Source organism: Luteibacter aegosomatissinici, from assembly GCF_023078495.1.
Lineage (GTDB): Bacteria > Pseudomonadota > Gammaproteobacteria > Xanthomonadales > Rhodanobacteraceae > Luteibacter > Luteibacter aegosomatissinici.
Genome location: NZ_CP095742.1, coordinates 3,501,519 through 3,514,029, shown reverse-complemented (window position 1 = coordinate 3,514,029; position 12,511 = coordinate 3,501,519). Strand labels below are relative to the sequence as shown.

The 12,511-nt window shown below is 64.4% G+C and carries 11 protein-coding genes; 6 read left to right on the top strand and 5 right to left on the bottom strand.

Going from position 1 to position 12,511, the window contains the following annotated elements:
* Positions 1 to 40: 40 nt before the first annotated feature.
* Both L2Y97_RS15830 and L2Y97_RS15825 read left to right on the top strand, forming a co-directional pair.
* Positions 41 to 847, top strand: a complete 807-nt coding sequence (locus L2Y97_RS15830) for an SGNH/GDSL hydrolase family protein (protein WP_247428441.1) — start codon at positions 41 to 43, stop codon at positions 845 to 847.
* A gap of 70 nt (positions 848 to 917) precedes the next feature.
* Entirely contained in the window at positions 918 to 1,394 is a 477-nt protein-coding gene (locus L2Y97_RS15825; protein WP_247428439.1) for a DUF2199 domain-containing protein, read from the top strand.
* 67 nt (positions 1,395 to 1,461) lie between these two features.
* Here the strand turns inward: L2Y97_RS15825 and L2Y97_RS15820 are convergent, their stop codons facing one another.
* A complete protein-coding gene (locus L2Y97_RS15820) occupies positions 1,462 to 1,872 on the bottom strand; it encodes an ExbD/TolR family protein (protein ID WP_247428437.1) in 411 nt (136 codons plus the stop codon).
* Positions 1,873 to 2,015: 143 nt separating this feature from the next.
* Between L2Y97_RS15820 and L2Y97_RS15815 the strand changes: the two genes are divergently transcribed.
* Positions 2,016 to 2,972, top strand: coding sequence for an RDD family protein (locus L2Y97_RS15815; RefSeq protein ID WP_247428434.1), 957 nt, complete (start codon positions 2,016 to 2,018; stop codon positions 2,970 to 2,972).
* Between the two features lie 55 nt (positions 2,973 to 3,027).
* Positions 3,028 to 3,849, top strand: coding sequence for a DUF3014 domain-containing protein (locus L2Y97_RS15810; protein ID WP_247428432.1), 822 nt, complete (start codon positions 3,028 to 3,030; stop codon positions 3,847 to 3,849).
* A gap of 109 nt (positions 3,850 to 3,958) precedes the next feature.
* Here L2Y97_RS15810 and L2Y97_RS15805 read toward each other — a convergent pair whose 3' ends face one another.
* Both L2Y97_RS15805 and L2Y97_RS15800 read right to left on the bottom strand, forming a co-directional pair.
* Positions 3,959 to 4,876: a peptidylprolyl isomerase gene (locus L2Y97_RS15805; RefSeq protein ID WP_247428429.1), complete on the bottom strand. Its 918-nt coding sequence runs from the start codon at positions 4,874 to 4,876 to the stop codon at positions 3,959 to 3,961.
* Positions 4,877 to 5,040: 164 nt separating this feature from the next.
* Complete coding sequence (locus L2Y97_RS15800) at positions 5,041 to 6,459, bottom strand: aldehyde dehydrogenase family protein (protein ID WP_247428426.1); 1,419 nt, start codon at positions 6,457 to 6,459, stop codon at positions 5,041 to 5,043.
* A 99-nt stretch (positions 6,460 to 6,558) separates the two neighbouring features.
* Between L2Y97_RS15800 and L2Y97_RS15795 the strand changes: the two genes are divergently transcribed.
* Both L2Y97_RS15795 and L2Y97_RS15790 read left to right on the top strand, forming a co-directional pair.
* Positions 6,559 to 7,446 (top strand): LysR family transcriptional regulator, encoded by an 888-nt coding sequence (locus L2Y97_RS15795; RefSeq protein WP_247428424.1) that lies wholly within the window; start codon positions 6,559 to 6,561, stop codon positions 7,444 to 7,446.
* Between the two features lie 79 nt (positions 7,447 to 7,525).
* Complete coding sequence (locus L2Y97_RS15790) at positions 7,526 to 9,772, top strand: DUF5916 domain-containing protein (RefSeq protein ID WP_247428422.1); 2,247 nt, start codon at positions 7,526 to 7,528, stop codon at positions 9,770 to 9,772.
* A 9-nt stretch (positions 9,773 to 9,781) separates the two neighbouring features.
* Here the strand turns inward: L2Y97_RS15790 and L2Y97_RS15785 are convergent, their stop codons facing one another.
* Together L2Y97_RS15785 and L2Y97_RS15780 are read right to left on the bottom strand one after the other, a co-directional pair.
* The gene (locus L2Y97_RS15785) at positions 9,782 to 10,972 is read right to left on the bottom strand and encodes a DUF1501 domain-containing protein (RefSeq protein WP_247428419.1); all 1,191 of its coding nucleotides are present in this window, start codon (positions 10,970 to 10,972) and stop codon (positions 9,782 to 9,784) included.
* Between the two features lie 9 nt (positions 10,973 to 10,981).
* On the bottom strand, positions 10,982 to 12,496 hold the full coding sequence (locus tag L2Y97_RS15780) for a DUF1800 domain-containing protein (protein WP_247428416.1): 1,515 nt from the start codon (positions 12,494 to 12,496) through the stop codon (positions 10,982 to 10,984).
* Between the last annotated feature and the right edge of the window lie 15 nt (positions 12,497 to 12,511).

Below are 12,511 nucleotides of genomic sequence, written 5' to 3'. Positions count from 1 at the left end.
TGCGCGCGATGGACCCCGTGATAACGCAGAAGGAACCCCTATGCCCCGCAAGGTCGTATCGCGCGCAAGCGCGCTCCTGCAGGTGCTTCTCGCAACGTGTCTCATGGCATTGGCCTGCGCCAGCCACGCAGCCGAGCGCCCCCGTCGCATCCTCTTCGTGGGCAACAGCCTCACCTACGTCAACAACCTCCCCGGCGCCACGGCATCGCTGGCGCCGGCGGGCGTGGCCGTCGACGCGTTCGCGCTACCCGGCGCGTCACTGGTCGATGATGAGCACAACGCGCGCCTGGCCGACCTGCTGACGAAGGGCCGCTACACCGATGTGATCTTCCAGGAGCGCGGAGGTAATGCCGTATGCATGGGGCAGGGCTGCATGGAAAGCGACGACTTCAGGGCGACGGAGCGTGCCAGCAAGGCGCTGGCTGATGCGGCAAGGGTAGGTGGGGCCAGGGTCTACTACCTGGGAACCTACCAGGGGAATCCCGCGATCGTGCCCCTTCTGATCGCCGGTGAACAAAGGATCGCTCGCCAGATGGGAGCGCGATACATCGAGATTGGCAGGACGTGGCTCAGCTTCCGACGGGCCGAACCCGCGGGCGCTTGGCTGCATAGCGACGGCCAGCACCCCGGCTATGCCACGACGGCGCTCATGGCGATACGTGTATGGCAGGCTGTGTCGGGAGAGACCGCCCATGCCGTGCCGTGTGTCGGCGGCACCCTCTACTATCAGTCGCCCAGCGAAGATGGCTTCTTTCGCGTGGACCGCGCCGCTACGCCAGTTACCTGCCTCGTTTCATCTGCACAGGCTGAATTGATGGGTGCGTCGCCCCTGCCCCCCGGCGCGTGATCTACACGCTAAGCTCGGTTTTTGCCTATCCTGGGGAATTTCAATGGCGACGGTTTGCGAAACATGCGGATTGGCCCACGACAGCGAGCTATTTGAACTGGCCTACCATCGGCCCGATGCCGTCGTTGCCATGGATGATGACGAGCGTGCCCAGCGCGTGCGTGAATCGAACGATATCTGCAGGATCGATAACGCCCGTTTCTTCCTGCGCGGAATCCTGCCATTGCCTGTCCACGACCGCGCGGACGGCTACATGCTCGGCGTCTGGGTCGAAGTGTCAGAGGGGTCTTTCAGCCGTATCCATAAGCTGTGGACCGATCCAGATCAGGCGGATGAGCCGGCATTCGACGCAACGCTGGCCAACGAGGTGCGCCACCACCCAGGAAGCCTTGGCCTGGCCGTGACGCTCCAGCTCACCGGCCCAACGACGCGGCCATCGGTATTCCTTGTCGATGACGGACACCCTCTCGCCGTCGAACAGCGAGAGGGCATCAGCTTCCACCGCGCCACCGAATACACCTACGGCCAACCCGACACCGCCGTGTAGGAGCGCGCTTGCGCGCGAGATCTTTTCGCGAGATCGCCGCAGGAGCGGTGGCTCTGCTTTTCTGCGGTTAGTCCGAGGCGAAGTCGATGCGCTCTACGCCGTGCGCTTTCACCAGCGCGAGCACCCGCGCTACGTCATCATAGGCTGCCTCGTCGCGCGCATGGAGTTCGATGCTGGGGGCCTTTGACGCGTCGTCGCCGCTTCTGGCAACAGCCACATCCAATTGCGTAGCGAGGGCCGCGTCACTCACCAGCGTGCCGTTGAGGAACACCATGCCACCGGGGTCAACCGTGACGCGCAGGGGCTCGACGGGCTTGGGCTGCCCTGCCGAACCGATGGGTAGATCGATACGGTTCTTGTGCGCGATCACCGGCGCCGAAATCATGAAGATGATGAGCAACACCAGCAGCACGTCGACGAGTGGGGTGACGTTGATGCCGGCGATGGGGGACGACTCGACCTTCGTAGAGAAAGCCATACTTCCTCCTTACGGTTTCGATGTGTGGGAATGCCCTGGTGCCGGGACAGTGGGGGACACCCGGCAGCCCGACTATGCCGTGACGAAGGGGGCTTCCCGCAAGGCGGCTGGCGGGTGCATGATCGGCGGATACGAGGAGAGGCATGGAAACCGAATCGCAGACGGACCTGGCGGCATCGTCGCCCGCACCCATGGCGGCCCTTTGGCGGCGCTACCTGGGATTCCTCATCGACTGGATCATTCTTTCCCTTGGCGGCGTCATCGTCGGCCTGGTCCTGTTCGACCCGCTGGTCCGGCTAGGGCCGTGGGCCCGCGTCATCGGCTTCGTGATTGCCACCGTGTACTTCGGTGTGGGCGATAGCGGGTGGGGCGGCGCCGGCTCCCCAGGCAAGAAGGTGCTGGGCATGCGCGTCGTGGACGCGAGCGGGCGGGTTATCGGCCTCGGCCGCTCGTTGCTGCGTGCCGCGCTGCTATGCGCCCCCGTTATCCTCAACAGCATCTTCGTGCACCGTCCCGGCGAATGGGGCTTGCTGGCGCTCGATGGCCTGACCGGTGGCTGGCTCGTGGCGACGCTGTATGTCCTGGTCTTCAACCGCGGTACGAAGCAGGGTCTGCACGATCTGGCCACCGGAACGTTCGTAGTGCACGGGCGCGCCACCCGGATGGGCCTCGGGGGTTACACGTTCTGGCGGCCCCACCTCATCATCGCCACCGTGTGCGTCGCGCTCTCGGTACCGGCGGCACTTGCTGGCCTTCCGGTGTATATGCACTTCGCGCCGGGCCTGAACCACGAGGTGACCACGGCGCCCGACACGGGGCCGGTCGAGGTCGTGAACGCCAAGCTCAAATGGGACCTGAAGAAGAAGGGCGATAGCGGCCGGCCGGAATGCCTTTCGGCACTTTTTCAGTTGCGCGGCACGGGCGTGCTGGATGAGCACCTGGCGCGCACGCTGAGCATGCAGATGATCGCCCATTATCGCTGCCAGGTGGTGACGAGCCTGACGGTACGCATGCAATACGGCTTCGACATGGGCTTTTCCAGCGGTACGGCCTTCCACGACTTCGTCATCGATGAAGCGGACCTGACCCGGTCGCCTTGAACCAACCCGGCGATTCGTAGTCCCATGGGGGCTGGTTTCACCGGAGTGCGTTGCGTTGAGCAGTCAGTCGTCGGGTTCGAAGTGGTTGGCAGGCGTGTTGATCGTCGCCATCGTGGGCTTGGGTGCGGTGTTTCTATATCGCGAGAAACAGGCCCGGGATGCGGCACAACCGTCGCAACCGGTGGCGGCGGCCTCGACGGCGCTGCCTTCAGCGCCGTTCCACGATGCGGCCCTGCCACAGCATCCCATCGGCCCGGCCGGCGCCTCCACCGCGGCGCTCCCTGCACTGGACCAGAGTGATGACGCCATCCTGGCAGGCCTGCTGGCGCTGACCAGCGACGGCGCGTTGAAAACCCTGTTACGCCCCGATGCCATCGTCTCGCGCATGGTCTCCACCATCGATGCGCTGCCCAAGCAAACCATCGGCATGAACATCCTGCCGCTGCGCACGCCCACGGGCCGGTTCCAGGTGCAACCCGATGACGGCATGTTCGTCGAATCGAAGAAGAACCTGGAACGCTACGACACCTACATGTACGTGGCCGACCACGTAAATCCCAAGGCCGCCGCGGCCTGGTACAAGCGCAACTACCCGCTGTTCCAGCAGGCCTACCGCGATCTTGGCACCAATGGTTATTTCAACGATCGGCTGATCGAAGTGATCGACCACCTGCTGGATGCGCCGGAACCCAAGGGCAACCTGCAGCTGCTCCCGGAAAAGGTCGGGTACGTTTACGCCAACCCGACGTACGAACAGCTCTCCGTCGGCCAGAAATTCATGATCCGCATCGGCACGGAAAACGAAGCCAAGCTCAAGGCGAAGCTACGCGCGCTGCGCGAAGCAGTGCTGGCCGATAATCCGCAAGCCGCGCCGTAACCGGTAGGAGCCCACCCTGTGGGCGACATCTTTCGCGACGAGGCGCCAGGAATTCTGCCGCTTTGTCGCGAAAAGCGTCGCCCACAGGGTGGGCTCCTACGCCAGCGCGTTATTTTTTCGACGGATCGCGCACCGGCACGCTGATATTGCAAAGGTCGATCTTCCCCGCCGGGCGGGTGTAGAAATCATCCTTGCGATTGCGCTTGGCATCGACCACGGCGGCGAACAGCTTGGTGTCGGTACGCAGCACCTGGATCGGAGTGCGTTCGGCTTCGGGCACATCGGCGGCGATGCGCACGCTCTTGATCGTCACGCGCTGCTCGGGCTTGTCGTAGAAGCCCATTGGCTCGCCGCCGCGCGGGTAGGCCGAGAGGATTTCCATGCCCTTGATGACCTTGCCGGCGACGGCCAGGTTGCGATCGAGGTTACGCGGCGCCTGGCCGATGATCGCGTAGAGCGAACTGCCGTTGCCGGTTTCGGCGCCGGTATCGCGGGCCACGCCCACCGTGCCGTAGCAATGGGCGATCCATGCTTCACCCGCCTTCGGGTCACGGGCGACAGGGAAACCTTCGGAGAAGCCCACTTCCGGCGCGTACACATCGCCATCGGCAAGCTTGGTGAACGGGTAGGGCTTGCCGCCCTTGCGGGTGAATTCGGGCGTGAGCGTGGCCTTGGCCGTGCCGATGCTCTTGGCCTTGGCCTTGTCATCCCCGTCGGCATCGCCCCACTGGGTGACGAAGTTATCCTGCACGCGGATCACCTGCGTGCCATCGAAGTAATGCTCGCGAATCAGGGTGCGGATGTTCGCGGCATGTTCCGGCGTCCAGTCCTGGGCCAGCTCGATAATGACGCGCCCCTGCGGCAGGTCCATGTACACGAGATTCTGCGGGTCGGGCGTGCGCCAGTCAGCCGGGGTGGACTTGGCCAGCAGCTCCTTCGGCGTGGGCGACTTCTTCGCCTCTTCGGCAAGGGAGGGCAGCGCCACGGCGGCGGCAAGGGCGAGCGCGAGGCAGGTACGAGCGAGCATGGGATCCCCAGGGTTGGTCAGGCCCAAGAAAAGTAGCACGCCCCGCGCCTGTTGTAGGAGCGACCTTGGGCGCGATGGGCGCTAGCGATGACATGCCATGGTTGCGGCCATCACGGCGAGAACCCATCGCGCGCAAGCGCGCTTCTACAGGGGGTGCAGCGCGGTTACAGGCCAACAATGGCCTTCGGCTCCAGGTAAGGCTCCAGCCCGAGTACGCCGTTCTCGCGGCCCAGGCCCGATTGCTTGAAGCCGCCGAACGGCGCCTTCGGCTCGTGGGTGAGGGTGTTCACCAGGACGCGGCCGGCGTCGATGCGTGCGGCGACGCGTGCGCCACGGGCGAGATCGGTGGTGGCGATGTAGGCCGATAGACCGTAGGTCGTGTCGTTGGCAATGGCGATGGCTTCCTCTTCATCGTCGTACGCGATGATGGCGAGCACCGGCCCGAAAATCTCGTCACGGGCGATGGCCATGTCGTTGCGCACATCGGTGAACAGGGTGGGGCGCACCAGCCAGCCGCGATCATTACCTTCCGGACGGCCTTCGCCACCGGCAAGCACGCGGGCGCCTTCTTCGATGCCCTTGCGGATATAGCCCTGCACGCGGTCCCACTGCTTCTGGCTCACCATGGGGCCGATGGTCGTGTCCATGTTGGCGGGGTTCCCGGAGACGCACGCGTTCACCGCTTCAGTCGCGAGCGCTTCGAATTCGGCCAGACGTGAGCGCGGGACCAGGAGGCGCGTACCAGCGACGCACGCCTGCCCGCTGTTCATGAAGCCGGCCTGGATGGCCAGCGGCACGGCGGTGGCGAAGTCGGCATCGTCCAGGATGATGGTCGGCGACTTGCCGCCGAGCTCCAGGGTGACGCGCTTCACGTCATCGGCCGCGGCGCGCAGGATGCTCTTGCCTACGGCGGTGGACCCGGTGAATGACACCTTGCGTACATCGGGGCTGGCGGTAATCGCCGCGCCGACCACATCACCGCGGCCGGTCACGATGTTGAATACACCGGCGGGCGCGCCCGCTTCATGCAGCGCTTCCATCACCACGCGCGTCTGCAGCGCGCTCATCTCGCTCGGCTTGATCACCGCCGTGCAGCCGGCAGCGAGCGCCGACGCCAGCTTGCCGGTGATAAAGCTCGCATTGCTGTTCCACGGCGTGATCAGGCCGACCACGCCGACCGGTTGCATGACAACATGGGCGATGCCCATCTTTCGCTCGAATTCGAAGTGCTCCATGGCATCGATGGCGTTGAGGAACACCTGCGCGGCGTACTGCGCCATCCAGCGCGAACGCGATACCGGCGCGCCGTATTCCTCGGTAATGGCCGCGAACAACGCATCCTCACGTGCGGCAATCGCATCGTGCATGCGGCGGAGCAGGGCGGCGCGCTCCGGGAGTGTGGTGCGCGACCAGGCGGGCAGGGCGCGTTTCGCGGCGGCGATAGCGTGCTGGGCATCTTCGGCATCGGCCAGGCGCACCGTGCCGATCACGGCCTCCGTGGCTGGGTTGAACAGCTCGAAGCGCTCCTCGCCATGCGGGGTGACAAAAGCGCCATCGACATAGATCTGGTTGAGGTCATACATGGTCGGGTTTCCGGTGTGGGGGCACGACACAGGATGGCGACGACCCATTGGCCTGATAAGCTGTACAAAACCGAATGCGGTGTGAAGCAGGAGCGGATAATGCGCAGTGGCCTGACTGAACTGGAGGCCGTGCTGGCCGTGGCCCGGCATGGCAGCTTTCGCAGCGCGGCGGCCGAGCTGGAAATGTCCACGTCGGCGCTGAGCCAGTCGGTGGCGGCCCTGGAGGCCCGGATCGGCACCCGGCTATTCCACCGAACGACCCGCAGCGTACGTCTGACCGACGCCGGGGCGCGCTTCGTGGAAGACATTGGCCCGGCCGTCTCAGGCATCCGCGACGCCATTGCCAGGGCGGGCGAGGCGAGCGACGAACTGGTGGGTACCTTGCGGCTCAATACCTCGGGCGGCGCGGCCCGCCGCCTCATGCAGCCGCTGCTCATTCCGTACATGCAGCGCTACCCCCGCGTGCAGCTGGAACTCGTCACCGAGGCGCGGATGATTGACATCGTCCGGGACGGCTACGACGCCGGCTTTCGTACGACGGATATCGTGCCGGGCGACATGGTGGCTGTGCCGCTGGGGCCGCGGATCCGCCACCTGGTCGTGGGCTCGCCGGGCTACTTCGCAAAGCACGGCCGTCCCGAAAGCCCGGGCGACCTGGCCACGCACGTCTCGGTCCGCGCCCGCATGGCTTCGGGCCACATTTATCACTGGGAGTTCGAACGCCATGGGGAAGCCCTGAGCGTGGACGTCCCGGGCACGGTAACCCTCGATGATCCGGTGCTGCTCCGCGAGGCGGCCCTGGCCGGTATCGGGCTGGTCTACCTCAGCGAGTACGACGTCGAGGCGGATCTGGCGGCCGGCCGCCTGGAAAGCGTGCTGGGCGAGTGGACGCCACCCTTCGACCGGCTCGCACTTTATTACCCCGGGCGCCGCCATGTACCGGCCACCTTGCGCGCCCTGATCGACCTCATCAGGGAAATAACCTAGCCGCCTGTGCCACCGGTCATGGCAAACCTTTGCGATCCGGCGGGCATCCTAGGCGAAGGAATTTACGCACGGACCCCGCATGCGCGCTCGCTTCACCCTGTTTGCCGCCCTCATCCTCGCCGCTGGCGCCGCCCATGCGGAAACCGCCGCGCGCGATGGCGTGGTGATCGATGGCCATATCGATCCTGCCGAGTGGGCCGGGGCGCAGCACATCACCGATTTCCGTGACACCCAACCGCGCACCGGTAAACCCGGCAGCCAGCCGACCGAAGCCTGGGTGCTCTCCACGCCCAAGGGCCTCGCGGTAGCCATCCGCGTTACCCAGTCCCCGGATATCCCGCGCTCGCGCCAGGCGGCGCGGCGCGATGAAGACGCGCTCGTCGACCGCATCAATGTCATGGTCGATTTCGATGGCGACGGCCGCACCGGTTTCGATTTCGAGGTGAAATCCACCGGCGGCATCGCCGATGAGGTGATCACCAACGAATCCGACTTCAGCTACGACTGGGATGGCATCTGGGATCACGCCGTCTCCGAGGACGCCGAAGGCTACAGCGTGGAGGTCCTGATCCCCTGGTACGTGGCGCAGATGCGCAAGCCCGATGGCGATACGCGCACGATCGGTCTCTATATCGATCGCGTCATCGCGGCTACGGGCGAACGCATGGCCTGGCCTGCCGTCAGCTTCGACCAGGGCCGATTCCTGTCCATGTTCCACAAGGTACAACTCCCCGCGTACACGCAATCGCTATTCGCAGTGACGCCTTACGTGGTCGGCAAGATGGAGCATGGCCACGGCGGGGCCTCGTTCGAGCAGGGCGCCGACATCCTGTGGAAGCCGAACGGCCAGACCCAGCTCACCGCAACGATCAACCCGGACTTCGGCCAGGTGGAAAGCGACGACCTGGTGGTGAACTTCTCACCCGAAGAAACCTTCTTCACCGACAAGCGTCCGTTCTTCACCGAGAACCAGGGCATCTTCGATTTCAGCCTGCTCGATGATTACTCGCAGCTGGTCTATACGCGCCGCGTGGGTGGCGAATCGGATGACGGGCACGGCCCGGCCGATATCTCCGCCGCTGTAAAGGTTAACGGCAGCGTCGGCCAGACCAGCTACGGCATCCTCACAGCGCAGGAAAAGGGCGATGCGGGACGCAGCTTCGGTGCGCTACGCCTGCTGCGCGCCGTGGATACCCAAAGCTTCGGCATGCTGGCGACGCACGTAAGTCATCCTTACGATGATCGCGACGCCAACGTGCTTGGCTTCGATCACCGCTGGCAGCCCAACGAGGCGTTCAACATCACAAGCAATGTGGTGGGCAGCAAGATCGACCAGCCGCAGGCGAAGAGTTCCGGCCTGGGTGCCACCAGCATCGCCTATTGGCAGATGAACGACACATGGGCGCAGCAGTGGCTGGGCATGTACTTCGGCCGCCGCCTCGATATCAACGACTTTGGCTACCTGCCGCGCAACGACATGGAGTACTTCCACTACGAAGTGCGCCAGCGCGTGACCGGCTTGCCGGAAGATTCGGCGTACAGCTCCCTGCTGTGGCGCTACCGCATCTCCAATCTGGATAACACCGAGGGCCTGCTGGTCAGCCGCCGCTTCCGGGTACAGCTCAATGCCAACCGGCGTGATGGCAGCAACGAGCAGTGGCGCCTGGATGCATTCACGGCGTCGTACGATGACCTGCTCACCCGTGGCGGCAACCCCGTGCGCAATCCGCCCACGGCGAAGTTGCAGTACGAGCGCACGCGACCACGCATCGGCCGCTGGAGCTGGGAAGCCGAGGGCTACATCAGCGGTAACGAGCTCACCGGCTATCACCGGCTCGGGTACTACTTCAAGTTCGTGCCCACGTTCTTCATCACCGATGCCTTCAGCGTGTTCGCCGGCGCAAGCTACGAGTGGGACCCGAACTGGCTGATCTGGCAGCACGATAACCTGGTGGGTTCGTACGACGGGCGCACGGTGGGTATCGACAGCGGCGTGAACTGGAACTTCGGCAGCCGCCAGGAACTACGCGTGAAACTGCAGACGCTGGCCGTGGGTGCGAAACTGCGCGGTGCCTACGAAATCGACCGCACCGGCCGTGCGCGGCCCAGCGATGAACCGATCGACGGGCTGGGCGTGGCCAACCTTGGCTTCCAGGTGCGTTACCGCTTCGAGATCGCGCCGCTGTCGAACCTGTACATCGTGTACAACCGCGGTGGTTACGAGCAGGACACGAACGACGAGGTCGATTCGCAGTTCCGCCGGGGCTTCTCGTTGAAGGACGTCAACGAGGGATTGGTAAAGGTCGCTTACCGCCTGGAGTTCTGAGCGACGCACTCACACAAGCTGAAGGTCACGCGGTTTCGCGCCCGGAAACACCGTTCCCATATCACCGTCTGAAAGCCCATACATCCGCTTCATCAGCCCGCCCAGCACATCGCGGTAGTTGTTGAGTACCGGATAGTCGCGGTTTTGCAGCAGGTTCGCGGCATTGACGGCTACCTGGCTGCCGAGCACGCGCCCTCCATTCACCTTGCCGCCGAGTACCCAGTACGTCGTGCCGTGACCGTGGTCGGTACCTTTGTTTCCGTTCTCGCGGAACGTGCGGCCGAATTCCGACACCACGACGACGACCGTATTGTTCCACTCGGCGTCGCCCAAGCCATTCGCGAACGCGGCGAGGCCCTGCGACAGGTTATCCAGGTTGTTCGCGAGCTGGCCGTCGGCACCGCCCTGGTTCACATGCGTGTCCCAGCCGCCCACGTCCACGAAGCCCAGGCGGAAGCGGTCTTTCATGAGCGTGGCCATGCGCTGGCCCTGCTGGGCGAAGCCTCGCGCATTCACCGCGCCACGGCTGGCGGCTACCATCTCGGTTTGCAGGTCCTGCGCTACCTGCTGGCGCAGTTGCAGGCCATCGGTCGCCGCCGCCTGCAGGGGCGTGCCTTCGTACATGCTGGCCAGGATCTTCGACTGGCGGTCATCGAACACCGCCTTGCCGCCACCCTTCAATGAAATATTGGGCACGTCACCCGTGCCACGGAACGAGAGCGGCAGGGCATCCGTAAAAGCGATAGGCGGTACGCCACGCAGCACGCCACTCAGGCGGCCCATGAACCCGGAAGCGTAGCTGCGGGCATCCCCGGCTTCGCCGGATTCGATATTGTCCTGCGTCTCGAAGTGGCTCCGTGACAGATCGTCTGTGCCGGCGAACGGAATGAACGCCAGCTGCTTCTTGTCCCACAGCGGCCCCATGCTCTGCGCGACGGCAGGTGTAAGCCCCCAGTTCGCATCGAGCGCGCGGACGGATTTCGGATCGCCCGGCGTCGGTTTAGCCAGTGCGATGGTGGGACGGGATTCGTAATAGAAATCGCTGGCGTAAGGCACGAGCAAATTGTTCGCGTCGTAGCCCCCGCGAAGGAATACAAGGAGGAAACGCGGTGAGTTGGCAGGCGCGGCAAACACCTTGCCCCCGAGCGTCAGCGCGGGAACGGTGGCGGCCAGGGCAAGCAGGAACTGGCGGCGGTCCATGGGTGAACCTCAGCGGTAGTTGAATTCAGGGGAGGAGAGCAGGAAGGTGTTCCATTCCTGCTGCGACGTGGCCTGCGATAGCGCGTTACGCGTCTTTGGGCCGAGTGACGGCTCGATCGCCGCGTAGTACGTGGGCGTCGTGAGCTGCGGAAACCCGCCCACCGAGCGTGTCCCCGCTTCGTCCAGATCGAACAGGTGGTTGGCACCACTGCCGATCGCGCGGGCGATTTCAAAGCGCTTCGCCACCTGGCCGGAGCTCGACCATTCGGAATCGGCCGTCGGCCACCCGTCCGGCGTGATCCGCCCAAAAGGTGCCTGGCCGAGCTGGTTGATCCAGTTCACGAGCGGGCGCGGATTCTCCACGGGCTTGCCGTCGTACGCGAGGCGCATGGTGGAGACGAGGAACTGGGTAGGATCCTTGTAGTGCTTGCCCAGCGAGGCGGTGAATTCCTTCGAGGTCAGCATCGTATCCATCACCTCGGCGATATCGCCGTCGGTACGGCGGAAGGTTTTCGCCATGGCGGTGATGAGCGAGGGCGGGGGTGTGTCCGAGACAAAGTACTTCGCGAGCTTGGTAGAGATGAAGGTCGCGCAGGCCGGCTGGCTCACGATCAAATCGACGGCTTTCTCTACTTCATCGAAACCACCGCCCTTGATCGGCTTACCCAACAAGACTTTGTCGCTGAAATCGTGCCGGTTCGGGTTGAACTCGAACACGCCCTCCTGCACGTAATACGCACGCATTTCGGGGCGCAGCTTGCGTGGCTGCCCATCAAAGTTGACACCGACGCCCGTGAGGATGCGCGCCAGGTTCTGCACATCGCCCTGTGTATAACCGCTGTTGACGCCCAGCGTGTGCAGCTCCATCAGCTCACGCGCGTAGTTTTCATTGACCTTGTCGCGGGCGTTTTGCGCGTTATCCAGGTACTCGAGCATCGCCGGGCTCTTCAGTGTCGCCAGTACCAGGTCCCGGAACTTGCCTAGGGCATGCGGGCGGATGGTGTCCTGCGCATAACTGGCGACCAGCCAGCGCACGCGGGCCTTGTTCTGGAACACGCTGAAGTGGTTCAGCCAGAACCACACCATTTGCTCACGCAGCTGGTTTTCATCGTAGACGGCACGAAGCAGCTCGGCGGCCTGGGCCTGCTGGGCGTACTGGTTGCCCTGCTTCTGCAGGGCCTTGCGCGCTTCCTGCTTCGCATCGCCGTCGGGCATGTCCTTGATATCGCGGTACTGGTCGCGGATCTGCGCCAATAGCGTATCGGTCGGGGTTTTCATCACATCGAAGCTGGCGATCTGCGCCGCGATGGGTTGCGGCAGGCCATCGCTATGTGGATGAAGCTGCGCCTGGAGGAAACGACGCCTTCCAAGGTCGCGATAGGTCGCGACCGTGGCGCTATCGACGCCGAACGTGACGCGATCGAGCCACGCGGCATCTTCCTGGGTGAGCGGCTTGTCCGCGGCCATGGCGGCCGCGGGCAGGCAAAGCAGGGTGGCCAGGCAGGCCGTCAGAAACGAACGCATGGGGATCTCCGTTCG